The following is a 25624-nucleotide window of genomic DNA, read 5'->3' as shown; positions in this document are numbered from 1 at the left end:
TTTTTTTATTTGCCCGCGAAATTGAGTTGCTGCTAGATTAACGATAGGGTTAGCCTAGCACGGTACCACTAGATTAGAGGAGGATTTTTATTTTAAGAAGTAAAAATATCGATAAGTTGGTTTTCATACCAGTCATCGCCGTATTCATGGTCGCAGCATTAGTTTTCATCATTGGTGGGTCTGCATTGCAGGCACCTTTAGCCAGTGTACTGAGCTGGATCAACATACATTTAGATTGGGCTTACCTATGGGTTTATGCGATCAACTTTATCTTTTTGATTTACTTAGCTGTTAGTCGATTTGGGAACATTAAGCTTGGTAGTGAAACAGACAAGCCTAAGTATAGTAACTTCAAATGGGGTGCCATGGTATTTGCAACGGCAATCGATGCAAGTATCATGATGCTCAGCATGGTTGATCCACTTCGGATGATCCAGCATCCAAGTTACGGTTCCGCACCAATGTCCAAGGGCGCTTTTGCCATGGCAACGGTGTTCGGTCAATTTAACTGGGGGCCCATGGCGTGGATGATGTTCGCGCCAGCAACCATCCTAGTTGGATACATCTTGTACCGTAAGCGCGGCCATGTTCAACGTTTGAGCGATGGTTTGGAAGTTTTGCAGGGTAAAGGTCGAGGTAAAACAATTGGCCGGAACGTTGTCGATCTTCTTGTCGTTTTCGGTATCATGGGTGGTATTGGCTCGTCAATCGGAATGGAAGTTCCAGTTATTTCTAAAGTTTTATCAGGAATCACTGGTTGGACTGACAATTTAACTCTTAAATCAGGATTATTCTTCTTCCTGTTCATTATTTTTGCTGTCACCGTTTTTCATGGTTTAAATGGTGGAATTGATAAATTAAGTGAAATTCATATTTGGCTCGCAATCTTATTCTTGCTGTTGGTCTTTCTCATTGGACCAACCCGTCGATTGATTGGGTCTGAATTTAATAGCGTTGGTTTATTTGTTCAAAAGTTTGTTCCAATGTCATTTGGGATGCATCATAACTTTGGTCAACAGAACACGTTATTCTATTGGGGTTGGTGGTTATCATACATGCCAATCATGGGCTTGTTCATTGCCCAAATTTCTCGAGGCCGAACGATTCGTCAGGTTCTTGTCGGAATGCTGACATATGGTGCCGGTGGTTGTGCGTCATTCTACGCGGTCCTTGGTGGTTACACACTTTGGATTCAGCAAACGGGTGTCGTTGATTTGGTTCACGTACTGAACACACAAGGTCAGGCTGCCGTTATCGCTGCCGTCATTGGAACATTACCAATGAAGACCGTCATGATGAGTTTGTACGGTGTTTCTTGCTTTATTTTCTTGGCAACAACTATTTCTGGATCTGCTTATATTTTGGCATCATTCACCAGTACACCGTTGCATAACCAAGAACCTAGCCGATTTAACAGAATGTCATGGGTCGTTGTCTTCATGCTCTTCTCATTTGGTATTATGTTGGTTGGTGGCTTTAATGCCGTGCAAACTGTTTCCGTCATTGCCGGGTTCCCACTAATTGGAGTTTGTTTAATCACATTATTCTCGATTTGGAAACTCGTCAAAAAGGATCCAGTCATCTTGGCTGCAAAGGAATCGGATTTGGCTACCAAACGCCGACGTGAATCCTTGGTTGAGCGACGATCAGCAATTCATGGTCATCTAATTTTGTCACCAAATCACGCAACAAATTAATCAGTTAATAATATAGGCGAGGCAAGAACATTTTGTCTCGCTTTTTGTGTCCAATGGTCTATAATCCGGTATAATTAAAGTCGAAATGAGGTGCTGTAATTGAGCAAGAAGGTCTTAATTCCCAGAAATGGGGAACAATTAACCGAAAACTATTTAACTAAAAAAGGGTACACCATCGTCGAATACGATCACGAACTGGACGCCGACTTTATGGGAAAAGCCGCTGACGTTGATGCGATTGTTTCCATTGGTCACGGCTATGACAAGCAAACCCTAGAGAGCTTAAAACAATTGACCATTGTGGCTGGCATGGGTGTCGGCTACGATGCGACTGACGTTGAAACTGCTGCAGAGCTGGGCATTTGGGTGACAAATAATCCTGGGTCAAATGCGATTACGGTGGCGGAATCAACGGTGACAGATATCTTATTACTATCGAAGAACGCTTATCAGGCTTCCCAAGCGCTTGAAGACGGCCACTGGAATATCAAACGACAGACGATGGGATTTGACTTAAACGGCAAAACGGTCGGAATTGTTGGCTTTGGTCACATTGGCCAAGAGGTCGCAAAGCGACTCGTTGGATTTGGCGTTAAAATTTTATTTTATAATCGATCAGAGAAAACAAGTACCTACGGAGAGCAAGTATCACTTGAACGTATTTTGACCGAATCTGATTATGTGTCACTGCACGTTCCCGCCACACCGGCGACCCATCACATGATTGGCGCAAAAGAACTTAGAATGATGAAGCCGAGTGCCAGCCTTGTGAACTTTGCGCGTGGTTCGGTGATTGATGAGGCGGCACTGGTGGAAGCGTTGAAGAGCGGTGAAATTAGAAGCGCAGCATTAGACGTCTTTGAACAAGAGCCATTGAAAAAGGACAGCCCACTACTTGGATTGGACAACGCATTTTTGACACCTCATACGGGTTCTAATACCATTGAAGCAAGTCAAAGAATGGCGCTGGGTGCCGAGAAAATGGTGGATCAAGCATTATCGGGGAAACGTCCCGATTTTGCGGTCAATGATCCAAAATAACAAAAGGGAGTAAACGTGTTTTTACGTTTACTCCTTTTCTTATGGGAACAAGGTCATTCTCTGCGCGCGATAACTCCAATCTCCAGTTGAGAAATTCGTTCGATCAACATCAAAGACAACTTGATTGGTTTTGCGGTTTACCTCCACAAATTCGCTTCGTTTACCAGAATCGGCATAACCGAAGTTAATCAGCGTATTATCGTTGCCGATAGCGTAACTGCTTCCAACAATATTGGTGAAATTCGTCTTTCCAAGCGATTTACCATAACTCCAGGTTTTAGTAACGGTTCGGTTGACTCGATCAATTTTGACAATATCACCAGTGGAATAGGTTTTTGACGCTTTCTGGTTTCCACGAGTTACAACCACATTATTGTCATAGAACTCGAGTTCAACCTGATTGCCGTTGATTTTGCCGGTATGAATCAATTTAACTGCATGTTGGCCAGCGTTGAATTTATAGTTCTTGGTGGTTGGCTTTAGCAGAAATTTCTGATACTTTTTCGGAAGCTTTTGATTGGCGGCTAAAATCCAATTAAGGCTCAATGTTTTGTAATTAATTGCGAAAATCATATCTTGGTTTCGACCAGAAATGATGAGTTCACCGTTTTTCTGATCGTAATACATCGAATTTTGGTGGAACCAGTCAATTTTGTCGTCGGAACGATGGGTGCCCTCGTACTTTGTGTAGGAACTGACGGGGAGAATTCGTTTCAAATCGATAACTTTCTTGATTTTTCCCGTTTGGCGGTCAATCTGAATCATGGTGTCCTCAACGTAGTCTGCGCTGCCATCATCAACCGTTAACAAAAAATCGCCGTTTGGCATTTCGATTGCATCATGGTGAATGACGGTGTTTTCAGCGAGCTTCGTATGATCTGAATGGGTTGGGAAAATTCCCTTGAAATCGTACTGCTTGTAAACGTGACCGTAGAAATCGGTCACTTGCAGGGCGTTGTACTTATGAGAGTTATCATCCACTTTGGTCACAATCAAAAGGCGATTATTTTTGAGGCGTTTAAAGACGTGCGATGTTTCTTTGGTGCTGTACCAACGGACTTTTCCCTGAGCGTCCAACCCATAGGTAATTCCCTGACTACTGATGGCAAAGGTCAGTTTGGCGTTTCCTTTGCCTAATGCCATTTTGGAGGGGACCGATTTCTTGAGGGTGTTTGTCCCAACGTCGGCGGGGACGGCAGCCGTCGTCATGTCATAAGTGGCGCTTGTTTTTGTGCCAGATTTGGTCGTAAACGTTAGCTGCACCTGATTTGTTCGGCTAGCATATAAGCCCAGGACACCAACGGAATGATTCTGCTGATATTTTTTATAGTGTTTCGTGATAGTCGTTGCCTTAGTGTCCCCAACAACCTGCATGGTTACTTTTGTAGCGGTCTTCGTTTTCACCAAAATGAGGCCGCTTAACGGACTGGTTTTGTAAGGGTTAACGATTGCTTGTCCATTGACAGTTCCAACCGTAAGATTTTCCAGCTGGGACTTATAGTAACTCCGCAACGACTTGGTTGCATCAATGTGAGTCGTTGAAAGCGTGGGTGTTAAATTTTGCTTGATTTGAGCGATTGATAAGGTGTGCTTGTTTGTGTGTGTCTGACTTACCAGTGAACGATTCTTGATGACAGTTCGCTCGTGATAGGCATATCCCCCGATGATTGCAATGATAATGATGAGTACGACGCCGATGACCGGCCATTTTCGTTTCATAATGAGTCCCCTTAATCATAGTAAAATGCGTTGGAGTTAAGAAAAATCACCTCCAACGCATTTTCTTTAACATTATTAAATTAACTGAGTTTTCGCTATTTGTAAACTGAGAAGGTGTAGTTGCTTGGATAAACTGCAACTCGATAAGCTCGGTAAACGTAAGCCTTTGAAGCTGGATTTGAAACGGTTAGGTTGAAGATCTGCTTGTTTTGATCAACTTCAACGATGTTGCTCTTGTTACCGCCATCGACGAACCCATAGTCCATGAGATAGTTATCGGTTCCTAATTTTTGAGTGTAACCGATGATGTAACTAAAGTTTTGTTTGCCAAGCGTTTTACCATAAGCCCAAGTTTGGGTAATGGTCTTTTTCTTTTGGTTAATCTTGAATTGAACTCCTTGAGAATACTTGCCAGACGTTTTCTTATCACCATTTGTAACGGCAATATTATTGTCAAAAATCAGAACGTTTTCAATGTTGCCTGATTTAGATTGTGATAATTGGTAAAGGCCATGTTGTCCACCAGTAACCGCTGTTCCTTTGGTAGGGGTCAATAGATACTTGCGATATGCCTTGGGCCAAGTTGACTTCTTTTTGCCGGAATAAATCCACTTAATTTGTTGGGTCTTCCAGTTAATCTTCATCATCAAATCTTGGTGTCGACTCGAGAGCAAGATACTGTGATCCTTCTTAACGTAGTCGACAGCATTGTTATGGAACCAATCTAGTTTGCCATCAGCCCGTTTCTTTGATTTATATTCCTTGTACATTGCGGCTGGCAAAATATTTTTAAGGTTTAAGACGCGAACGACTTTCCCAGTCTTATGTGAAATTTCAACAACTGTGTCCTCAACGTACTTCTTTGAGCCGTCGTTCACAGTGACAAGTAAGTTATGGTTAGGTAACTCGGTGATGTCATGGTGAATGATCGTTGTTTCAGCTTTAGCAGCACCAGTTTCGTTAGTGGTGGTCTTGGTACCAAATGAGTATTCCTTGTAGACGCGGCCAAGGTAGTCGGTCTCAAGAAGGTCGTTATACATCATGTCGGATTGCTTGTTCTTAGTTAGGAACAAGAAGTGGCCGTTATGAATGTTTTCCATCAAATGTTGGTTCCAAAGGGTTGAATACCAACGAACGACGCCATCACCATCAACTGCAAATGATTCTTTAGTTGATCGAACAAGCAGCGTTAACTTATTTTTACCGATCACCATTTTTGATTTGTTCGTATTTTTGATGGTTGGTTTTGAATCCTTAATGTATTTAGGTAGCGAAGTTGTTGTCTTCACAGACAATGACTTAGTTGCCTTTTTGCCATTTTTATCGGTAGTCGTAATCTTAACGGTGTTTGCGCCAGAGTAAAGACCAACCACTGGAATTTGGTGGGTCTTGCTGTAACCCTTAACCGAGTTTGAAATTGATGTATTCTTCGTTTTTCCAACAACCGTGTAGGTCACTTTTACGGCATCATCGGTATGGAAGATGACCAGGGCGGAAAGTGGCGAAGTTTCGTATGGATTTACCTTAACGTATGGCGTATCCAAAGTGTTTTTGGTAGACTCAACTTCTTTTTTATATGTAGCAGTTAATGATTTTTGATTGTCTTCACGAGTTGTAATCAATGGCCATTAATGTTTTTCTTAACCTGGGCGCTTGAGAGAACCCCTGATTTTGTTTTGGCATCTCTGGTACCACCCGATGCATTTGAACTACAACCAGCTAACACGAGCAAAAGACCCAAAGCCAGTACTGGCAGCGCTAACAATTTAGACAACTTTTTATGTTTACCCAACTTACTCACTCCTAAATTTATGATAATGACTAACACACTAGTATATTGTCCATAATATTAAATGAATATTAAATAGTCTCATTTGTCTTTAATTTGAAATGCGTATTTAATTTGTCTGATATATTTGGGCGGCTGAACGCCATGAAACGGGACTTAATGCTATAATGTGAAATGAATAATTAAGATTGATTAGGGAGGATTTTAAAATGAGTGAAAGTGAGCAAACGTTGCCACTATTTTTTAAACGGGTACTGTTGACGGTTGATGCCGATGATACTGATTCTACTAAGCATGCGTTTCGATTTGCAGTGACGTACGCAAAGGACAATGGGATTAGTTTGGGAATCGTTTCCGTTATGGAAATGGAAGATATTAATATTTATGATTCATTATCACCAGATCGCTTACAAAAAAAGCGTGAGGCGGTTGAAGAAGTTGTTAAGCATTATGCCAATTTGGCTAAACAATATGGCGTTAAGTCCGTTAAATCACTAATTGGTGAGGGCGGTGACGTTGATGATGTTGTGCTGGATCAAATTATTCCTGAATTTCATCCAGACCTCGTTGTCTGCGGTGCTGACATGGTTGATGCCAGACATAAGTCAGGTAAAACAATTGGACTACATTTAGCGAAACGTGCCTCTACTTCCGTTATCGTCGTTCGATAGTCATCTTATAAATCATCACATAGGAAGCGAGGCAGAATATGGCAAAATCTGACGAAACACATAAGACAAAACATGAAAAAATGATGGATGTCACCGATGGGCAAAGCAAGAGTTTGGATGAAATTAATGGCACGATTAATGTGCCGGCAAACGCGGGCTTCTGGCGAACCTTTGCAGCATATAGTGGTCCAGGAGCGCTGATTGCGGTCGGCTATATGGACCCTGGTAACTGGATTACCTCAATTGCCGGTGGTTCTCAATTTAAATATAAGCTGTTAACGGTTATTCTATTATCTAGTTTAATTGCGATGCTCCTTCAAGCGATGGCGGCAAGGTTGGGAATCGTCACGGGACGTGATTTAGCACAATTAACGCGTGATCACACAAATAAAGGCCTAGGAATATTCCTTTGGATTATCACGGAATTAGCGATTATGGCGACTGATATCGCTGAAATTATTGGTTCCGGTATTGCAATCGAGTTGCTGTTCCACATTCCACTAATTATCGGGATTGCAATTACCGCATTAGATGTTTTGATATTGCTCTTATTAATGAAACTTGGCTTCAGAAAAATTGAAGCGATTGTCGCGACGTTGGTTGCCGTTATTCTTTTTGTCTTTCTATATGAAGTTATTTTAGCGCAACCACAGTTTTCTCAAATTTTGGGCGGCTTCGTTCCCAAGACGGATTTAGTCACTAATAATTCGATGCTTTATTTAGGCCTTGGAATTGTGGGTGCAACTGTGATGCCTCATAATTTATATTTGGGTTCTTCAATTTCTCAAACTAGAAGCTTTGACCATAACGATGAAGCAAGTGTTCGCAAGACAATCAAATTTACGATTATCGATTCGAACACACAGTTGACGGTTGCGTTTGTTGTGAACTGTTTGCTATTAATCTTAGGTGCCGCACTATTCTTTGGCACAAACAGCGATTTAGGTCGATTTGGCGACTTGTACAACGCCCTACAGGATTCTCAAATTGTGGGGGCAATTGCCAGTCCAATTCTAAGTATGTTGTTCGCCATTGCGCTGCTGTCATCCGGACAAAGTTCTACTATTACGGGGACATTGGCTGGTCAAGTTATTATGGAAGGGTTCATTCACTTAAAGATGCCACTTTGGGCCCAACGACTATTAACACGATTACTTTCAATTACTCCCGTGCTCATTTTTGCCATTTACTTTAAGGGTAACGAGGCAAAGATCGAAGGGTTGCTGACACTGTCGCAGGTGTTCCTGAGCATTGCGTTGCCATTTGCGATTGTGCCACTGATTATCTTCACAAGTAGTAAGAAGCTCATGGGGCCATTCGTGAACAAGCCGTGGGTCAAATGGACTTCGTGGATTATCGCCATTATATTAATTGCTTTAAATCTAAATTTGATATTTGAAACGCTATAAGAAAAGCCTGCTAACGTTGAGTTAGTAGGCTTTTATAATTTCTCTGAGATATATTTTTGGAGGACAACTGCTTGATTGTGAGTTTCGTCCTTCGCGCCAAATAGGAGAATGACGTCCTGATGCTCAAGCTGGTCTTTGATTAGATCAATAAATGCCGCCGTTTCTTTGTTTGCATCAAGTTCAGCAATATATTTTTGACTGAATTCAGCATACTTCTCTGGATCATGATTGAACCATTTCCGAAGGTCAGTTGACGGTCCAATTTCCTTCTTCCAAAGGTCTAAAGCTGCGTTCACCTTGGAGATTCCACGTGGCCAAAGCCGATCCACTAAGATTCGATAGCCGTTTTGGTCAATCGGTTTGGTGTAAATCCGTTCAATTTTAAGTTTCATGAAAGTCACCACCCTTGTTGAAAGTTTACCACCAAGTTATATTAGAGAAAAGGAGGGGGATTTGATGAGTGAATTAACAGCGTTCTTCAGTGGGGAACCAACTGAGCTGATCGCCAGTGAATTATTGGGAAAGACGCTACGTTATCAGACAAATCAGGGGGTAATGAGCGGCTACATTACTGAAGCGGAAGCGTATTTGGGACAAAATGATTCAGCGGCTCATGCCTTTCAAGGGAAGCGAACTCCCTCAAATGAAGCTCTCTATCGTGATCCTGGTACGATTTATATCTATTCAATCCATGGTCGGTACATGTTTGACATTGCGACCCAGGAAGCCGCCGTTCCCCAAGGGATTTTGGTGAGAGGGTTGGAACCCGTTGATGGGATTGAGTTAATGCGACAAAATCGTTCGCGTGAAGGGTATGAATTAACAAATGGCCCTGGGAAATTAATGCAGGCACTTGGTATCCAGGACAAGTCTTTAAACCTCATTTCTTTAGATGAGGCCCCACTCACAATTCAATTAACCGGAAAAATTCCAGCAAAGGTGGGAGAATCCTCCCGAATTGGTGTTAGTCAGAATGGAAATGGCACGTTGTTGCCACTGCGCTATTTTGTGGCGGGGAACCCATACGTTTCAGGAATGAGAAAACGCGAGATGGATTTAGAAAATAGGGGATGGAAGTAAAAAATGGTTAATCACTGGGTTTGTGGTTAACCGTTTTTCTATAGGTATCTTTTATCAAACTCTGGATCCTGTGAGGTTAAAATCTGAGGACCATCTTTTGTGATTGCTAAGGTGTGTTCAAATTGGGCAGAAGGCGTGTTGTCGGCCGATGCGTAGTATTCCCAAGAATCGCCATCAACAACGCGGGGGACAATTTTCCAAGTGCCAAGGTTCACCATTGGCTCAATTGTAATCGTCATTCCTTCACGCAAACGTAATCCCTTACCCTTTTCGCCGTAGTGGGGTACGTTGGGTTGCTCGTGGATGGTTGGCTGAATCCCGTGACCAATTAAGTCACGGACATCGCCCATATGATTTTCCACTTCGACATATTGTTGAATAGCATAGCCGATATCACCAATTCGATTACCAACCTGCGCCTGATCAATTCCCAAGTAAAGGGCCTTTAAAGTAACATCCATCAATTTTTGGACATCCTTTGAAACTTTACCAACTGCATAACTCCAGCAAGAATCGCTTTCGAATCCGTCCAAATTGACGCACATATCGACTTTGACAATGTCTCCCTTTTTGAGGATGAGATTCTTGCGGGGAATGCCATGGGCCACCTCTTCATTGACGCTGACACAGGTTGCAAACTTGTAGCCGTCAAATCCAATTTCAGAAGCCGTTGCACCATGTGATTCAATGTAGTTCCGGGAAAATTCTTCAATTTCCCATGATGAGATGCCGGGTTTGATAATATCACGCAATCCCAAATGAACACCGGCCAATATAGCGCCGGATTCACGCATCTTTTCAATTTCTCGTGCAGATTTTAATGTAATCAATTCCAAGAACTCCTTTGATATGCTAATTCTAATTTACTCCTTTTTTCCGATTATGACGAGATTGACCTTTTATAGGGTATACTGATGGCAACTAGATCAGATGGAGGTGCCTTACATGAAACGCGTTCTATTAGTGGTTAGAATGGTTCTTTGGCTCTTGCTGGTGGCATTTATTATTGCTTTCTTCGTTTCGGGACAAATTGATTTTACGAATGTGGCTGGATTTAAAAATTATCTTGCTCAATCATTAAGAACCGTCTTTCCGATTTTAATCGTATTTTTGTTATTAGTTGGCATAACTTTATTAGATAAAAGAAAATAATTAATTTTTATGTTGTAACCGCTTTACATCTATGTGAAAAAAATCTTATAATAGATTATGCTAAAAAAAGTGCATTTGAAGGGAGCATTATTATGAGTGAAAATGATTTTAGTCATATTGAATTAGATAATGGAAACGTTGAGGATTTAACTGCAAGTGGCAAGTCTAAGGCAACTGTCGAGGGTGTCGATATGAATGCCGATGATTGGGTTGAACAAGCAGCCAAAAAGGTTAATGCTGCTGAGGGGAAAGATTACGTCAAATTAGATCGTGGTATTCTAACGGTCGACCAATTGAATAACTTTTTGAACTCGATGCCAATGGAGTTAACTTATGCGGATGACAATAACCAATTCATCTACTACAACAACATGGTGCCCTACGATGACATGTTAGCACCTCGTTGGCCAAAACAAGCTGGTGACCCAATGTCAGCAGTTCATCCAGCGCGTGCCGTTAAGCATGTTGCACAAGTAATCAACGGCTTGCGAACTGGTGAAAAAGCCAGCTTCCAAATGCCAGTTCCCGGTAACGGTCCAGATCGTTACATCATCCATAACTACATTGGGATGCACGACAAAGACGGCGACTACGCTGGTGTTAACGAACAAGTTCTCGATATTATGCCAGAAATCAAGTGGTATCTCGCCAAGACTGGCCAAAAACTTGTTCCAGATCCAGACGCTGTGACGGGCGCCTCCGTTAAGGGTGGCCCTGCTGATACGGCAACTGCTGCTTCTGGCGCTGAACCAGAACCAGCGCCAAAGCCTGACACAAGTACCGGTGCTTCAGATGCTGCTCCGGCTCCAAAGCCAGAACCAAAACCTGAACCCAAGCCTGATACAAGTACAGGTGCTTCAGAAGGATAGATTAAATAGGTCAAAAAAGAGCTTCCGACATTTGCCGGAAGCTCTTTTAATTTTAGCTTAATCGATCAATTTGGCCCTTATTCACAGCGGTCATAATTTTTTTAGCTTCATCAAGTCGCGACTCAACCAAGTAGGCCATTGTTTCGTTTTGGTCATTTTTTGCATCTTTAAATTGTTCGCTTAAAAATTCGATTTGGTCCTTTAAATAACTTACTAGATCCACGTCGTTCACCTCAATTTCGTAAAATAACTAATTACTACCTAGATTCATTATAGCGCATTTAAGGAATAAACTTTAGGAAAAGCGACTTTTGTGAGTTAAAGCAAATTTTATCAATTAGGTTTTACAATTATTACTGAAACGACTATGATTAGTTTGAGTACACTAGAATAATTCTAAACTGATGGGGGATCAGAAACTTGCAATCAGATACTAAGAATCAAGATTATAATCGTTTGCTATTTATCATCACGTTACTGGCAGGGACGTTCACAATGTCGATTAGTCAGTCATCGCTTTCAACAGCCTATCCATTATTAATGAAGTTTTTTTCAATTCCAGCTTCATCAGTCCAATGGCTGACTACGGGATTTATGCTGATTATGTGCGTCATGATGCCAATTAGTCCTTGGTTACTGAGCAACATGAAGTTCAAATCAATTTATCTCATGGTGCTTATTTTCTTTGACGTGGGAACGCTCATTATCTACCTAGCACCAAGCTTCCCGATTATGCTGTTAGGAAGAGCACTAGAGGCAATTGGGGTTGGCATTTTGTTTCCATCTTTCCAAATTGTCTTGCTCCGGATTACGCCAGAAGGCCAACGAGGATCCGTTATGGGCGCCGCCGGACTGGTCATGGGATCTGCTTTGGCAGTTGGACCGATTATTTCCGGAATCGTGCTGAAGTTCATGACCTGGCGGGGGCTCTTCCTGGTATTCATGGTCATTATTACGATCATTATTATTTTGGCACTCTTTTTCATCAAGAGTGTGATGCCGCTTAAAACAACAAAGTTAGATCTGATTTCGGTTATTTGCCTAGTCGGATTCATTGGTATTTTATACGTTATTAATTTAGTTGGGCAAAAGGGCGTCAACTGGCCGTTAGCTTGGATAATTTTAATCATTAGCATTTTGGCGGTTACCTGGTTTGTTGTGCGACAATTTCATTTGGAAACACCACTGCTCAACCTCAACGTTTTAAAAACGTTTAACTTTGACTTGGCGGTCTTATTAACCGGGGCTTCCTATATTGCACTAATTGTGGTGACAATTATTTTTCCCCTTTATTATCAAAATGTTCTCGGGGTCTCGCCGTTCATTTCGGGGATGGCACTGGTTCCAGGTGCTATTTTTCTGAGCATTCTAAACCCGATTACGGGCAAACTAGCCGACAAAATTGGGTTCAAGACGGTCATGCTGATTGGAATGGTCATGATTGTGATTGGCTGGGGAATTCTTAGCCTACAGCATCAGCAAAGTTCCCTCCTAGCGATGATTCTGCTGGCTGCTTTAATCGAGGGTGGCAATGCCTTTGTCATGATGCCCGCAGTGACGTTGGGCGCGAATTCACTTCCTGATGACCTGATTTCTCACGGGACCGCCGTCATCACAACAACGCGACAGATTCTAGGATCAACTGGCGTAATGGTGGCCACGCTCATTTTAGCAAATAGTACCGCAAGTCACTTCCACTTGGGAATGACGCACGCACTGGCGACCCTATCAGGATTCCATGCGGTGTTCATCACATTTTTCGCGATCGAAGTAGTTGGCTTGTTGATTGCGTTGATGCTGAAGAATACTCATAAAAAGGTCGCAAATTAATAGGTAAGCACGTGAGGGTGAGACAAAAGGCGGTTTGCTTTTGAGCATAGCCTAGATTAACGAATAATCCTGCACTTGGGATTGTTTGTTGATCGTAGCTAGGCGGAGAAAGCAGCCTTTTGGAACCCGACTAAGCAAGAATATTCGGAAATAGTAAAGGGGCCGGGACAAAACATTTGTTTTGTCCCGGCCCCTTTTTTATTAAATGATTCATAAAAGCGGTATCGCAAATGAAACAGATAGGCTAAAATAGCCTTTAAGTAACGCATAAAGGAGAGACAGTGGAATGACGAAAGAAACGCAAGCAATCACAAGTGGTGCACTATATTTGAATCAGAATCGAAAGGTTGCGGTCCTTGATTACAACAAAAAATACATCAAAAATATTTTTGAACTCATCAATAGTGACGAGTTACGTTCTGTTGTTTCTCAATTTTTAGCTAGTCGCAAACAGGTTGATAGCAATACGACCTTTGAAAAAGCGGGTACTGAGGCCTACCTCAAGACGCTTAAATCCATTGTTTTGGATGAAGAAGGCGCTTTTGCGACATTTAACCGACAGGAGATCCTCGCAAGTATCGAAGATCTCTACTCTTTTTATCGTTCATTTTTGAGAGTTTCCACAATCAATTTGCACGACAATGATGTCGTTGCCAGCGAATTTATGACGATTGATAACCGGTTTAATGAACTTGTTATTGAACTTTACCGAACAATTGAAGAAAAATTACAGGGTCACTTAAATAAAACGTACCGCCAAGTTAATGCCGGGACCAATGCGTGTGTATTAACCCAAACAATCAAATGGCCAGCTCCCAAGAGCTATGAAAAATTACAATCTGTTCGATTCCTGGATACGTTGATGCTGCGTCCACCAATGATGATGCACACTAAAAGCAACAAACGTGAAGGCGTCTTTTCAGAGGTTTCAGACAATCCAATTACCAAATTTGAAGGTAGTCGTGAAGAATGGTATTGTTTCCCTGCTAAAATTGGCGAAAGTTTAGCCTACATTTACTTCCACCGCGATTATTTTGTCAGTGGCCTTTCCCTTGCCAACTTGTTTGAAGTAGCGGACCGGAAGAGCATTGAGGGACAAAAGCCAGATTTGATTTTACTGTTTGGTCTAGCTGAAACAGAAGGCGACGTCAGTCATTATTATCATGATGAAGCGAACGATATTTGGGTTGGAGAAGTGCCATATAACGATAAGACGACCTACTTTGGGTACATGAAGAAGATGTGCCTAACCCTGCATAATTTGCACATGATTGATAAGGGGAAGCTGCCAATTCATGGGTCAATGGTCCGCATCAGTTTTTCAAATGGTAAGACGAAAACAGTCGTCTTCTTCGGCGATTCTGGTGCCGGGAAATCTGAGTCAATTGAAGCATTACAAGAAATTGCTGATGATAAAATTGTGTCAATGGAAACCATTTTTGATGACATGGGCAGCTTTACGTTGACCGATGGTGAACCTGGGCTTTACGCGCAGGGAACCGAAACGGGAGCCTTTGTTCGATTGGATGATTTGAGCAGTGCGGTTGCCTTCAACAATATGGATCGGGGCGTTTATTTAAACCCTGAACGAAAAAATGCGCGAGTGATTATTCCTGCCAACGCATACGAACGAATCATTCAGCATCATGAAATCGACATGTGGGTGTACGCCAACAACTATTCTGACCAAATTGGATTGCATCAATTTGATGATAAGGCTGAAGCTGAGGAGACCTTTATTTCTGGAAAACGTCGCGCACTTGGCACAACCGATGAAGTTGGGATGACAACGACGTTCTTTGCGAACCCATTCGGCCCCGTCCAAGAGGAAGCGAAGACTCGACCAATCATTGAAAAAGTATTCGACAAACTTTATGACGACAAGGTGTACGTTGGGGAAATTTACACGCATTTAGGCAACGATAAGTCAAAGGATAGTTTGAATGAATCTGCCCAGGAACTGCTGAATGTTTTGATGAATTCATAATTAAAATGCGATACACTAGTTTATGAAGTTTATGGATTAACCAAGAGGAGTAAATATAAATGAGTTGGAATGAAAATTATCAAGAGTGGAAACGTCAGCCCCATTTGCAACCGGAATTACGCGCCGAATTAGGCGAAATGAAGGGTGACGAAGAAGCCCTAAAAGACGCCTTTGAAGCACCTATGTCCTTTGGTACTGCCGGGATGCGGGGAGTTATGGGTGCCGGAATCGGTCTCATGAACATTTATACGGTGGGTGCAGCAACTGAGGGCCTCGCCCGGTTTATGGATACTTTATCCGCCGCTGATAAAAAGCGCGGAGTTGCCGTTGGGTTTGATTCACGGTACCATTCTCGTGAATTTGCGCATCGGGTGGCAAAGGTTTTGGGTGCTCACGGTATTCCAAGCTACGTCTTTGATGATATTCGACCAACACCAGAACTTTCTTTTGCAGTGCGCTATTTGCACACGTTTGCTGGGGTCATGATTACCGCAAGTCATAATCCTAAGCAATACAATGGCTACAAGCTTTATGGTGAAGACGGCGGTCAAATGGCGCCGGATGCCCTCGAAAAAATTGTCGATCAAATTAATTCTGTGACTGATTTATTTTCTGAAAAAGTGTCAAGCGAACAGGTGTTGCGTCAGACTAATTTGATGCACATCATTGGCGAAGATGTCGATGAACCTTACTTGGAAAATGTTGCATCAGTGACAATCAACCACGACTTAATTGAGTCGGTTGGCAGTCAGATGAAATTAGTCTACACACCCTTACATGGAACTGGCCGGGTCATTGGCCAACGCGCTTTAACGAACGCTGGCTTCCGTCAATTTAAGATGGTGGCAAAGCAAGCAATCGCTGATCCTGAATTTCCAACAACGCCGTATCCTAATCCGGAATTTTCACAAGCGTTTGATATGGCTATTCAGCTGGGCAAGGAAGAACATGCTGACTTGCTGGTTGCAACCGATCCCGATGCTGATCGCTTAGGAGCCGCCGTGCGTCAACCTGACGGCGAGTACCAATTGATGACGGGGAATCAGATTGCGTCGGTCCTTCTAGCCTATATTTTGGAAGCCCACAAACAGGCTGGCGATTTACCAGCAAATGGCATGGTTGTTAAGTCAATTGTCTCAACCGAATTAGCAACTAAGATTGCCAATGATTACGGCGTCGAAATGATTGATGTACTAACTGGCTTCAAGTACATCGCTGAACAAATTAAATCTGCTGAAGATAAGAAGGATAAGACGTTCTTATTTGGATTTGAAGAAAGCTATGGTTACCTTATCAAACCGTTTGTTCGTGATAAGGATGCGATTCAATCAACGTTGTTATTGGCAGAAGTTGCTGCTTACTATAAGCAACAGGGGCTGACCCTATATGATGGCATCCAAAAACTCTACCAAAAGTATGGTTTCTACGCGGAGAAGACGATTGCTCAGGAGTACGATGGCGTTAAGGGCCAAACGATTATGAAGAAAATCATGACTAAAGTTCATGAGCAGCAACCAACCTCATTTGCAGGGGTTAACGTCCAGTCAGTGGACGATATCCTCAAGGGGGTACAAGTTAGTGCAGATGGTTCTGAAACTGCACTAACACTTCCTAAAGCCGATGTATTGAAGTACTGGCTGGAAGATGGTACTTGGATTGCCGTGCGTCCTTCAGGAACTGAACCGAAGATTAAGCTATATATTGGTACAAATGGCGAAAACCAGGCTGATGCAGATGCTAAGCTTGCCAACTACGAAACTAGCTTAAAGCAGTGGATTAGTGGGATAGAGCAAACAATTAAATAGTGACAACAAAGGGGCAATGACTGTAAAAGTCATTGCCCCTTTGTTATTTCTAAATTACCAAATTTTAACGCGATCAACTGGTTTCTTGTACATTTGATCGTTTTCAGTCACGTTAAACGTTTTGAAGAAGTCATCCAAATTTTGGACTTGAACATTTGCACGAAGCTTTGCTGGCGCGTGGACATCAATTGATAACAGCAATTGCATGTACTCCGTCGTAGCCTTCATGCGCCAAATGGTTCCCCAGTTAATGAAGAATGCTTCTAGATCAACATCATCTTCACTTTTTGCAGCTTCGAGCGCGCAACTGAGTCCGCCGGCATCCGCAATATTTTCGGAAACGGTTAAGCGGCCATTTACCTTTTGACCTGAGAAAGGAATTCCCTCAAATTCGTTAACCATGTTCTCGGCTAACCCCTTAAAGTGTTCGTGGTCTTCATCCGTCCACCAGTTGTTCATATTACCAAACTCATCGAACAGGGAACCGTTGTTATCAAATGCATGAGAAATTTCATGCGCGATAACGGCACCAATTCCACCAAAGTTTTGACTGGATGATTGTTCCAGACTGTAGAAGGGTGCCTGTAAAATAGCAGCCGGAAAGACGATGATGTTGTGGAATGGATGGTAATAAGCGTTGACTGTGTTAGCACTCATTTCCCAGCGCGTCCGGTCGACGGGTTTGTTCCACTTGCTAAATTGATCCTTGGTTTGAATTTGAGTAAAGGTCATAATATTTCCCAGCAATGTACCACCATCAGCGGGTTCAGTGACCTTAAACTTATCATAAAGTGAGTCGATTTTATCCGGATAACCAACCTGAATTCCAAGCTTATCAAGCTTTAAGACGGCCTTTTCACGAGTTGAAGCACTAAGCCAGTCGTTGTTTTGCAACCGGTTCTTATAAACGTTGACCATTTTGACAACCATGTCGTGGACGTCTTGCTTAGCCTTTTCGCCAAAGTATTTGTGACCGTAATAGTCACCAACCACTTGATCGTAAATTCCGGAGGCGAGGTAGTAAGCAGCTTTTTCTTTGCTGCGGGCTTCTTTTCGACCAGAAAGTGCACGACCATACTGGCTACCAGTTTGGCGGAAGTCCTCAGAAAGGTAACTGGCCAGTCCATCAACGGTCTTAACGAGCATCCAGCTCTTAATTTTTTCGAAGTTATCATCAGTTAATAGTGAACTGAGTGCTTCAAAGTAGGCAGGCTCTGGCAAAATAATTTGCTTAGGCTCTCCGTTAACTAGCTCCTTGACGGCTGCAACGAGGTCAAGCTTATCAGTGTATTTGCCAAAGGTATCAATGTCCTTAGGATTGTACATTTTACTGTAGTCAGCAGATTCTTCGGCGGACTTTACGTGAGGGGCTATTTGACGGTCAAAGTCCTTAGCTTGTTCCACAATTTGATGGGCGTCTGATTCGGGATAGTCAGCCATCCGAAGTAAAGATTCAGTCATTTCGCTGAAGAGGGGCATCAGTTTCTTAGCAGCTTCATTGCCGTCTTCGTAATAGGTTTTGTCGGGGAGGAAAAGTCGTGGTCCGCCGGCAAATAATGCGTAAATCGTTGAATTTTTCATATCTGAATCAACATCAATGTCGAATGGAAGGGGAAGTCCCGTAATAATCCAATCGACTAGTTGCGCGTTCAAATCGGCGTAACTAGTTAGATCTTCAATTCGCTGTAAGTATGGTTTGAGGGGGGCTGCACTAGCCTTATCCCGGCGCTCAAAATTGCTGGTCATTTGGTAGAATTTTTTAAATTCAGCCATCTGAGGATTTTCTGGTGCCATTTTGCCGTCTCGCAACTTGGCAAAGTCGGTCATCAAGATCTTTTCGATATTGTCGGCAAGATCCATGAAGCCACCAGTTGAGGAGTGGTCAGCGGGAATCTCTGCATTTTCAATCCAGCCACCATTGATGGCATCGTAAAAATCATCTTTTAGTAGTGATGTATTAAGTTGATCATTGTTAGTTTGAGTCATACACAAGACCTCCATTGATTATTTAATTATTCATTATACACTTTGAATGAAAAAAAGAGCACTCAACAGTCAGCGTTGAATGCTCCATGCAACCTATTTGTTTACCAAATCTGAAATTGAATTGATATTCTTCATGTACTTTGGCACCGCCAACCCAGTTTTGGCACCGTGGAGGTTTGCTCGAACGTCCACGAATTGACCTTTGTACTGTTTAGCATAACGACCAGAAGTGGTTGGTAGCCAAGCAGAGACGGATGCATCCGCTGCGTTTGTGGCAATTGATGCCCACATTGTTTCGGCTTCCATCGGCTGGATTGTGACCTTGTAGCCCTTAGACTCCAGTAATTGCTTAACTAAATTAGTTGAAGCAATTTCTGAATCCCAAGCAACGTACGTAAACTTCACAGCTTTTCCATGGCCGGCCTTAACACCAGAAAGCCACTGGTTGACTTGCGCTGGATGATCCTTGATGTAGGCTTTGGCTGCCTTGGAAGGCGCCTCACCGGCATTAACTTTTAGCATAATTTGGGACATTTGCGTTGCGTTCCAGTGGAACTGAGTTAGGAACTTGTAGACGGCAGGATTATCTTTTTTCAAACCAACCCGCGTAATAGTGTGAATGCTTTCAGCTTTACCAAAGACGTGCTTTGGATCCTTTAGAAATTTAATTGGATACTTAGTAAACATCCAGTGGGGTTGCCAACCGGTAATGACGATAGGCTGTTTGTACTTAATTGCCTTATCTAAGGTACTTGTCATTGCGGCAGTCGAACTAGTTTGAAGTTGCCAATTGTCCTTTTGCAAATGATAAGCGGAAAGGGCTGATTGCGCGCCACCCATGATTCCGGCACCCGCATCAATTCCCGTAATCGTGTAGTTGATTTGTGGGCCTAATTTTTGTTTAGGATTATAGGCAGCAGTTGAAGATTGGCACGCTGCCAACGGTACGATAAGCAAAGCAATGAAGCCTAGTAGAAGGAGACGTTTCAATTTTGACATAATTACTCCCCCCTAATGCTTTTTCTTGTTGAAGGCTTGCGTCATTCGGTCCAAAATAATGGCTAAAATAACGATGGCAAGTCCAGAAGTAAACCCGGAACCAGCATCATTTCGACCAACGGCAAAGTAGACTTGGGTTCCAAGACCCATTGCCCCAATCATGGAAGCAATAACAACCATTGAAAGGGCGAGCATCATACTTTGGTTAACGCCGGCCATTAACGTTGATTTTGCTAACGGCAATTGAACCTTGACTAATTTTTGCCAACTTGTGGATCCGTATGAATCAGCAGCTTCAATTAAGTCTGCTGGGACTTGGCGAATTCCCAAATTGGTCATTCGAACTGTTGGTGGCATTGCGAAAATAACGGAGGCAATCACACCTGGTACCATTCCGATTCCAAAGAACGCAACGGCGGGAATCAAATAGACGAAGGCCGGCATTGTCTGCATTAGATCAAGAATCGGTTTCATGATTGTTTCAAATGTTTTGCTTTTGGCCATTAAAATCCCAAGTGGAATGCCAATGATAATGGCAATCAAACTTGACGTTAAGACTAAAGTTAAAGTCTGCGTCATATCACGCCAGAAACCAAGGTTCCAAATTAAGAGGAGCCCTAGGAATTCAAAGACCAGTAGCGTCCACTTGCGTTCCTTACGAGTTGCCCAGTAAGTGATTCCAATAATCAAAATGATAAACAGCCATTGAGGCAATAAATCAAAGAACCATTGGAATAGATCCACAACGGCGCCAATACCAGTCGTAATCCCATTAAAGAAGCCGGTGAATTGAGTGAGCCATTTGACGAATTCGTTAATCCATTCCGCCAAAGGAATTTTTGAAATTAAGCTCATCATTGATCAGTCACCTCATTTCCTGCGATTGCACCTAGAACGGCACCCCGAACGATAATTCCGACCAACCGCCGTTCGTCATCTAGAACTGCAAATGGAATCGGCGTTGTTGAAATTTTATCAATTAATTCCTTAACTGGCGTTTTTGCGGAAGTTTCGGGAACGTTGGTTTGAATAACGGAACTTAAGTCCGGATTGTTTTCCTGAATTAACTTGATGACGTCATCTGCATCGGCGAAACCAACGAATTTACGATTATTATCGACCACGTAAATTGATGAAATATCATTATCTCGCATTCGGCGAATCGCAATTCTGGGACCATCTTTATCGATGTTCACTGTGTTTGGCCGAATCATAACGTTTGCAGCAGTTAACAGTTTTGTTCGATCAACGTCTTCAATGAATCGTTCAACGTAGTGGTTAGCCGGATGGGTCAGAATTTCTTCAGGAGTTCCAGTCTGAACAACGACCCCGTCACGCATGATCATGATGCGATCCCCAATTCTGAGGGCCTCGTTCAAATCGTGACTAATGAAGATGATGGTCTTGTGCATTTTTTCTTGTAAATCCAAGAGCTCATCTTGCATGTCTTTTCGATTTAAGGGGTCCAAAGCTGAGAAAGCCTCATCCATTAGTAGGATTTCAGCATCGTTGGCCAATGCTCTGGCAAGCCCAACTCGTTGTTGCATTCCACCAGAAAGTTGTTGGGGAAGTTCGTTGTCGTAGCCATGGAGACCAACAAGCTCAAGGGCGTCGTGAGATTTTTGATCTCTGACAGATTTATCAATTCCTTGAACTTCAAGGCCATAACCGGTGTTTTCCAAAATTGTTCGATTGGGGAATAGGGCAAAGTTTTGGAACACCATGCTCATTTTCTTTCGCCGAACCTCGAGTAACGCTTTTTTATCAAGAGACATGAGGTCTTCGCCATCAATTAAAATGGATCCGTCTGTAGGTTCGATTAATCGATTAATCATTCTGATTAGGGTTGATTTTCCACTACCGGAAAGGCCCATGATGACAAATATTTCGCCTGAACTCACTTTGAAGTTGGCTTGGTCAACACCAATGGTTGCCCCAGTTGCTTCCAAAATTTCGGCTTTAGATTTGTTAGCTTTAAGTAATTCCTGTGCTTTAGGGATTCGTTTGCCGAAAATTTTAGTTAGTTGTTTCACTTCGACTTTAACAGTCATTTGCATCCTCCTCCTTTTGTTCAAAATAAAGAACAATAGATATAAGTATCCCAGATAACGGTCGTAAAAGTCAAATGACCCCATCTTTGTGCCGTCAAAGGACTATTATAGTCGTTTGTACAAAAAAAGGCTCTGACGAGGGTCGAGTCTTCTATCTACACTGTTTGTAATTGGAGTTGCCACCATTTTTTATGCAATATATCGATATTGAGAACGTCTTGGAAATGAATCTGGGTGACTTTGCCATGACGGGTTAAGTAAAAGTAGTCGTGGTCAGAAACAAAATTGACTAATCCGGTAAGCTTCGCTGTCACTGCGTTCTCTTGATAATCGACCTCGATAACTTGATTGTTCTGATAGGCTTCAATCGCCGTTAATTCGGCGTTTTCCAACATATTTTTCATGGTTATAACTCCTCCGTTCGACTCAATATTATCTATTATAAATGCGAAATACTTTAATTCAACGTTGACTTTTTTTGAACTCATTTGGGGCTTGATTTGACGGTCAAAAGAATTTTTGACTATCAGCGAAAAAGTAATTGATAGCGTTTGCTAAATGAAATATGTTTTAATTGTGGTGTAACTAGTTAAGGAGGTTTCCAAAATGAAAACACCACTAATTGCAACAATTGCACTGCTGGGAATTTTACTGACTGGCTGTGGCCAGTCGAATAGTAACCAGTCAAGCACTGAGTCGAGTTCAAGTAGTAGGTCAAGCACCAAAGTCGCCACAAGCTCAAATGCACAAAAAGTACCGCTCACAATGACGGATGCCGTTAATAAGATGAAGTCGGAAAATTCTGATGCCAAACTGACGGGCATTGAGTTAAAAAATGATGCCGGCGGGTTTGTGTACGAAATTAATTCAGTGACGGCAACCAAGGAACTGGAGACAAAGATTAACGCAAAGTCGGGCAAGGTCACTCGTAACGAAAGCGAGCAGTTGGAAAACGATGATAAGGCGGAAGCAAAAGCGGACGTTTTTGATATTTCTGACATTTTGTCGGTTAACGCAGCGGTCAAGAAAGCACGAAATGCGGATGCTAAAGGGACGCTGATTGAGTATAATTTAGAAAAAGCGGACACCGGAAACTTAATCTATGAGCTTAAGTTTGACACCGGCGACGTTAATAAAGAAATTGGAATTGACGCAACTTCTGGAAAAGTCACGCAACAATTACAAACAGACGATTAATAATTAATAATGGGGCGATCATTTTGACGGTTTTTACAAATGGACGAATTTTTACGGGTAAGTCGGATCACGGTTTTGAGTCTTCTATGGAAGTTAACGATGGAAAAATTTCCAAAATTGGCAATTCGATTTCGACAGATCAAGAAGTCGTGGATCTTCACGGCAAATTAGTCTTGCCTGGCATCTTGGATATTCACACGCACCCAAAATACATTGCGGATGCCTTACACGGAGTCGCTTGTACGCCGCCAAACGTGACGAGCATCCAGGATATGATTCAAGCCCTAAAGCATTCAGCATCAGCTGGTAAGTCTGCTGACGTTTGGATTGAAGGGTGGGGATTCGATGAGACCAAATTGGCGGAGCATCGGACGCCGACGGTTCATGACTTGGATCAAGTCTCGACGACGCAACCAGTTTTCGTTTATCGTTCAGACTGTCATTCAAGTGTCGTCAATTCAAAGGCGTTAGAACTAGCTGGAATTACGAGTGAAACGCCTAATCCAGAAAACGGTGAAATTGGTAAATTTGAAAATGGAACGCCTAATGGCTACCTAAAAGAGGTTCCTGCGACCCAACTAATGATTCAAGTTAAGTCCCAACAGAGCTATCAAACGGATGTTACCAATCTATTAAATAGCTCATCGCATTATTTGGAAAATGGCATCATCGCGATTGGCGAGATGATGGGCAGACTAAAGCCGTACGATAGTTTGAACCTGTATGAAGATGCCATCAAAAAAGGCTTCAAGCCGGAAGCCGCTATCTACTATGTTTGGGACGAAGTGAAGGAAAACGGGCTGGCTCATTTTGCAAGTGAACTGGAAGCTGGCAAGTTGCGGATTGGAGGACTAAAGCTCTTTATTGACGGGAGTATCTCAGGTGAAACGGCATGGGTCAAGAAGGCTTATCCAAGTGACCCAACCAACTTTGGGGTGGCGGAAGCAACTACTGCTGATATTTTGACGGCAATTGATTTTGCAAAAGCACACCAACTACAAGTTGCCATTCATGCGATGGGTGACGCTGCCGTTCAAAGAGTGCTTGATGCAACTAGGTCAATTACTCCTTGGCTCAAAGATGGACGCCCCTCAGTCAGAATTGAGCATGCAACAATGCTGACGGATGACATGCTGGATGAAATCAAAACTGCAGAGATGAACTATGCATTGGTGACGCAGCCAATCTTCTATTTTGCTGAGTATGATTCCTATCGAAATTTTCTTTCGGCGGAACAATTTAACGAGTGCTACCGAATTAAGTCCATGGTTGCGAGTGGTGCTGAGGTTGCGTTAAGCTCCGATGCCCCTTGTACGCCATGGGAAAAGCCGGACAGTCCGTTTATTGCCATTCAGGCGGCGGTGAATCGAAAGGCATCAGGAGGCGAGCTAGTCAAGCCTGAGGAGGCCATTTCAGTTGGTGAGGCCATTCGAAGGTACACGAGTTTGGCAGCACCAATTGCTGGATTTCATGAACTTGGGACACTGGCGCCCGGTAAGAAGGCCGATTTTATCGTTTTAGATCAAGATTTATTTAGCGTGAAACCAGCAGAAATCGGGAAAACACAAGTAGACCAGACCTGGATGGATGGACAGCTCGTTTATTCAAGAGGGCGTTAAGTTAGTTCTGTAATCGCTTTCGGTGTAGAATAAGAGGAGAAAGAGGTTTCAAAAAGTCTGGAGGGATTTTTATGTATGAAAAATTATTAGTACCATTGGATGGTAGTGAAAATGCATCAGCTGCACTATCGGAAGCAATCGATTTGGCCAAACATTTTTCTTCAACATTAGTTCTAGTTTCAGTGGCAAATGATCAGAGTTATACCCAATATGGGGCAATTTTTGGTCAAGACATCATTGAACACATGCGTGAGGATGCAGAAAAAATTCTTTCGGCTGCAGAGACCAAGGTAAAGAGTGCTGGTGTAAATGTTGAAACGCACTTTGTCGTTGGAATTCCAAAGCAAGCAATTGCAGATTCCTTGCCTGAAACATATGGCACAACTTTGACCGTTATTGGTAAATCAGGTGTGCACGGATTGAACCGAGCAATCATGGGATCAACGACTGCCTATGTTATTTCCCACTCATCAACTAACGTCATGGTTGTTAACGAGCCAAACTAGTAGTCTTGTTAAAAATAAGCAAACAAAAAAGGCCTGACTATAAAAGTCAGACCTTTTTTATATGGTTTACTTTTGGCTCTTTAACCATCGTTGTAAGTCAGAAATTTCTTTTTGACGCTTGTCAGCATTTTTTGCTGAGATTGGACGACGGCCTTGGACGCCATTTGGATGTGCTTTTCTCATAATTATTAACCCTCGCTTTATTGATAGTAACCAA

The 25624-nt window shown here is 42.6% G+C and carries 24 protein-coding genes; 13 read left to right on the top strand and 11 right to left on the bottom strand.

Annotated features, from left to right (window positions below):
• The first annotated feature begins 116 nt into the window (after positions 1–116).
• Both FGL90_RS02910 and FGL90_RS02905 read left to right on the top strand, forming a co-directional pair.
• A complete protein-coding gene (locus tag FGL90_RS02910) occupies positions 117–1697 on the top strand; it encodes a BCCT family transporter (protein WP_147656781.1) in 1581 nt (526 codons plus the stop codon).
• A 99-nt stretch (positions 1698–1796) separates the two neighbouring features.
• On the top strand, positions 1797–2738 hold the full coding sequence (locus tag FGL90_RS02905) for a phosphoglycerate dehydrogenase (protein WP_147656779.1): 942 nt from the start codon (positions 1797–1799) through the stop codon (positions 2736–2738).
• A 39-nt stretch (positions 2739–2777) separates the two neighbouring features.
• Here the strand turns inward: FGL90_RS02905 and FGL90_RS02900 are convergent, their stop codons facing one another.
• The 3 genes from FGL90_RS02900 to FGL90_RS10375 all read right to left on the bottom strand — a co-directional run bounded on the left by FGL90_RS02900 (position 2778) and on the right by FGL90_RS10375 (position 6249).
• On the bottom strand, positions 2778–4457 hold the full coding sequence (locus FGL90_RS02900; protein ID WP_147656777.1) for an aryl-sulfate sulfotransferase: 1680 nt from the start codon (positions 4455–4457) through the stop codon (positions 2778–2780).
• Between the two features lie 95 nt (positions 4458–4552).
• A complete protein-coding gene (locus FGL90_RS02895) occupies positions 4553–6079 on the bottom strand; it encodes an aryl-sulfate sulfotransferase (protein ID WP_147656775.1) in 1527 nt (508 codons plus the stop codon).
• Positions 6076–6249 (bottom strand): hypothetical protein, encoded by a 174-nt coding sequence (locus FGL90_RS10375; protein ID WP_187240432.1) that lies wholly within the window; start codon positions 6247–6249, stop codon positions 6076–6078. The genes FGL90_RS02895 and FGL90_RS10375 overlap by 4 nt, the downstream gene beginning before the upstream one ends.
• Positions 6250–6455: 206 nt before the next feature.
• On the opposite strand from FGL90_RS10375, the gene FGL90_RS02890 reads away from it, so the two are divergent.
• Together FGL90_RS02890 and FGL90_RS02885 are read left to right on the top strand one after the other, a co-directional pair.
• Complete coding sequence (locus FGL90_RS02890; protein WP_147656773.1) at positions 6456–6917, top strand: universal stress protein; 462 nt, start codon at positions 6456–6458, stop codon at positions 6915–6917.
• Positions 6918–6955: 38 nt separating this feature from the next.
• Positions 6956–8326: an Nramp family divalent metal transporter gene (locus tag FGL90_RS02885; protein ID WP_010619391.1), complete on the top strand. Its 1371-nt coding sequence runs from the start codon at positions 6956–6958 to the stop codon at positions 8324–8326.
• A gap of 32 nt (positions 8327–8358) precedes the next feature.
• Here the strand turns inward: FGL90_RS02885 and FGL90_RS02880 are convergent, their stop codons facing one another.
• Positions 8359–8718 carry a DUF488 domain-containing protein gene (locus FGL90_RS02880; protein ID WP_010619392.1) on the bottom strand — a complete coding sequence of 120 codons (360 nt, stop codon included), beginning with the start codon at positions 8716–8718 and terminating at the stop codon, positions 8359–8361.
• A gap of 64 nt (positions 8719–8782) precedes the next feature.
• Between FGL90_RS02880 and FGL90_RS02875 the strand changes: the two genes are divergently transcribed.
• Positions 8783–9406 carry a DNA-3-methyladenine glycosylase gene (locus tag FGL90_RS02875; RefSeq protein ID WP_147656771.1) on the top strand — a complete coding sequence of 208 codons (624 nt, stop codon included), beginning with the start codon at positions 8783–8785 and terminating at the stop codon, positions 9404–9406.
• Positions 9407–9444: 38 nt separating this feature from the next.
• On the opposite strand, the gene map is transcribed toward FGL90_RS02875, so the two are convergent.
• Positions 9445–10236 (bottom strand): type I methionyl aminopeptidase, encoded by a 792-nt coding sequence (gene map / locus FGL90_RS02870; RefSeq protein ID WP_010619394.1) that lies wholly within the window; start codon positions 10234–10236, stop codon positions 9445–9447.
• Positions 10237–10351: 115 nt separating this feature from the next.
• On the opposite strand from map, the gene FGL90_RS02865 reads away from it, so the two are divergent.
• Both FGL90_RS02865 and FGL90_RS02860 read left to right on the top strand, forming a co-directional pair.
• Positions 10352–10558 (top strand): hypothetical protein, encoded by a 207-nt coding sequence (locus FGL90_RS02865; protein ID WP_010619395.1) that lies wholly within the window; start codon positions 10352–10354, stop codon positions 10556–10558.
• A gap of 92 nt (positions 10559–10650) precedes the next feature.
• The gene (locus FGL90_RS02860; RefSeq protein WP_147656769.1) at positions 10651–11427 is read left to right on the top strand and encodes a PAS domain-containing protein; all 777 of its coding nucleotides are present in this window, start codon (positions 10651–10653) and stop codon (positions 11425–11427) included.
• Between the two features lie 52 nt (positions 11428–11479).
• On the opposite strand, the gene FGL90_RS10370 is transcribed toward FGL90_RS02860, so the two are convergent.
• The gene (locus FGL90_RS10370; protein ID WP_010619397.1) at positions 11480–11650 is read right to left on the bottom strand and encodes a hypothetical protein; all 171 of its coding nucleotides are present in this window, start codon (positions 11648–11650) and stop codon (positions 11480–11482) included.
• Between the two features lie 197 nt (positions 11651–11847).
• Between FGL90_RS10370 and FGL90_RS02855 the strand changes: the two genes are divergently transcribed.
• From FGL90_RS02855 to FGL90_RS02845, 3 genes are all read left to right on the top strand, one after another.
• A complete protein-coding gene (locus FGL90_RS02855; protein ID WP_010619398.1) occupies positions 11848–13257 on the top strand; it encodes an MFS transporter in 1410 nt (469 codons plus the stop codon).
• A 286-nt stretch (positions 13258–13543) separates the two neighbouring features.
• Entirely contained in the window at positions 13544–15244 is a 1701-nt protein-coding gene (locus tag FGL90_RS02850) for a phosphoenolpyruvate carboxykinase (ATP) (RefSeq protein ID WP_147656767.1), read from the top strand.
• 59 nt (positions 15245–15303) lie between these two features.
• Entirely contained in the window at positions 15304–17049 is a 1746-nt protein-coding gene (locus FGL90_RS02845) for a phospho-sugar mutase (RefSeq protein ID WP_010619400.1), read from the top strand.
• 54 nt (positions 17050–17103) lie between these two features.
• On the opposite strand, the gene FGL90_RS02840 is transcribed toward FGL90_RS02845, so the two are convergent.
• The 5 genes from FGL90_RS02840 to FGL90_RS02820 form a co-directional block, all read right to left on the bottom strand.
• The gene (locus FGL90_RS02840; protein WP_147656765.1) at positions 17104–19035 is read right to left on the bottom strand and encodes a M13 family metallopeptidase; all 1932 of its coding nucleotides are present in this window, start codon (positions 19033–19035) and stop codon (positions 17104–17106) included.
• 93 nt (positions 19036–19128) lie between these two features.
• Positions 19129–20034, bottom strand: coding sequence for a glycine betaine ABC transporter substrate-binding protein (locus FGL90_RS02835; protein ID WP_147656763.1), 906 nt, complete (start codon positions 20032–20034; stop codon positions 19129–19131).
• Positions 20035–20046: 12 nt separating this feature from the next.
• On the bottom strand, positions 20047–20889 hold the full coding sequence (locus FGL90_RS02830) for an ABC transporter permease (RefSeq protein WP_010619403.1): 843 nt from the start codon (positions 20887–20889) through the stop codon (positions 20047–20049).
• Positions 20889–22085, bottom strand: coding sequence for a quaternary amine ABC transporter ATP-binding protein (locus FGL90_RS02825; protein ID WP_147656761.1), 1197 nt, complete (start codon positions 22083–22085; stop codon positions 20889–20891). The genes FGL90_RS02830 and FGL90_RS02825 overlap by 1 nt, the downstream gene beginning before the upstream one ends.
• A 155-nt stretch (positions 22086–22240) precedes the next feature.
• Positions 22241–22489 (bottom strand): hypothetical protein, encoded by a 249-nt coding sequence (locus FGL90_RS02820; protein WP_010619405.1) that lies wholly within the window; start codon positions 22487–22489, stop codon positions 22241–22243.
• A gap of 202 nt (positions 22490–22691) precedes the next feature.
• Between FGL90_RS02820 and FGL90_RS02815 the strand changes: the two genes are divergently transcribed.
• From FGL90_RS02815 to FGL90_RS02805, 3 genes are all read left to right on the top strand, one after another.
• Complete coding sequence (locus FGL90_RS02815; protein WP_147656759.1) at positions 22692–23282, top strand: PepSY domain-containing protein; 591 nt, start codon at positions 22692–22694, stop codon at positions 23280–23282.
• Positions 23283–23305: 23 nt separating this feature from the next.
• Entirely contained in the window at positions 23306–24901 is a 1596-nt protein-coding gene (locus FGL90_RS02810; RefSeq protein ID WP_147656757.1) for an amidohydrolase, read from the top strand.
• A 71-nt stretch (positions 24902–24972) separates the two neighbouring features.
• Entirely contained in the window at positions 24973–25407 is a 435-nt protein-coding gene (locus tag FGL90_RS02805; protein WP_010619408.1) for a universal stress protein, read from the top strand.
• The last annotated feature ends 217 nt before the right edge of the window (positions 25408–25624 follow it).

The organism is Secundilactobacillus malefermentans (genome assembly GCF_008033155.1).
GTDB lineage: Bacteria > Bacillota > Bacilli > Lactobacillales > Lactobacillaceae > Secundilactobacillus > Secundilactobacillus malefermentans.
The sequence above is the reverse complement of the archived record's forward strand: the minus strand, read 5'-3'. Positions and strand labels throughout refer to the sequence as shown.

Excerpts from the sequence above, each read along its gene's own strand:
- FGL90_RS02820 (WP_010619405.1), bottom strand. The coding sequence starts at position 22,489 with ATGAAAAATATGTTGGAAAACGCCGAATTAACGGCGATTGAAGCCTAT.
- FGL90_RS02880 (WP_010619392.1), bottom strand. The coding sequence starts at position 8,718 with ATGAAACTTAAAATTGAACGGATTTACACCAAACCGATTGACCAAAAC.
- FGL90_RS02825 (WP_147656761.1), bottom strand. The coding sequence starts at position 22,085 with ATGACTGTTAAAGTCGAAGTGAAACAACTAACTAAAATTTTCGGCAAA.
- FGL90_RS02860 (WP_147656769.1), top strand. The coding sequence starts at position 10,651 with ATGAGTGAAAATGATTTTAGTCATATTGAATTAGATAATGGAAACGTT.
- FGL90_RS02845 (WP_010619400.1), top strand. The coding sequence starts at position 15,304 with ATGAGTTGGAATGAAAATTATCAAGAGTGGAAACGTCAGCCCCATTTG.
- FGL90_RS02850 (WP_147656767.1), top strand. The coding sequence starts at position 13,544 with ATGACGAAAGAAACGCAAGCAATCACAAGTGGTGCACTATATTTGAAT.
- FGL90_RS02900 (WP_147656777.1), bottom strand. The coding sequence starts at position 4,457 with ATGAAACGAAAATGGCCGGTCATCGGCGTCGTACTCATCATTATCATT.
- FGL90_RS02840 (WP_147656765.1), bottom strand. The coding sequence starts at position 19,035 with ATGACTCAAACTAACAATGATCAACTTAATACATCACTACTAAAAGAT.
- FGL90_RS02890 (WP_147656773.1), top strand. The coding sequence starts at position 6,456 with ATGAGTGAAAGTGAGCAAACGTTGCCACTATTTTTTAAACGGGTACTG.
- FGL90_RS02805 (WP_010619408.1), top strand. The coding sequence starts at position 24,973 with ATGTATGAAAAATTATTAGTACCATTGGATGGTAGTGAAAATGCATCA.
- FGL90_RS02875 (WP_147656771.1), top strand. The coding sequence starts at position 8,783 with ATGAGTGAATTAACAGCGTTCTTCAGTGGGGAACCAACTGAGCTGATC.
- FGL90_RS02835 (WP_147656763.1), bottom strand. The coding sequence starts at position 20,034 with ATGTCAAAATTGAAACGTCTCCTTCTACTAGGCTTCATTGCTTTGCTT.
- FGL90_RS02830 (WP_010619403.1), bottom strand. The coding sequence starts at position 20,889 with ATGAGCTTAATTTCAAAAATTCCTTTGGCGGAATGGATTAACGAATTC.
- FGL90_RS02815 (WP_147656759.1), top strand. The coding sequence starts at position 22,692 with ATGAAAACACCACTAATTGCAACAATTGCACTGCTGGGAATTTTACTG.
- FGL90_RS02865 (WP_010619395.1), top strand. The coding sequence starts at position 10,352 with ATGAAACGCGTTCTATTAGTGGTTAGAATGGTTCTTTGGCTCTTGCTG.
- FGL90_RS02885 (WP_010619391.1), top strand. The coding sequence starts at position 6,956 with ATGGCAAAATCTGACGAAACACATAAGACAAAACATGAAAAAATGATG.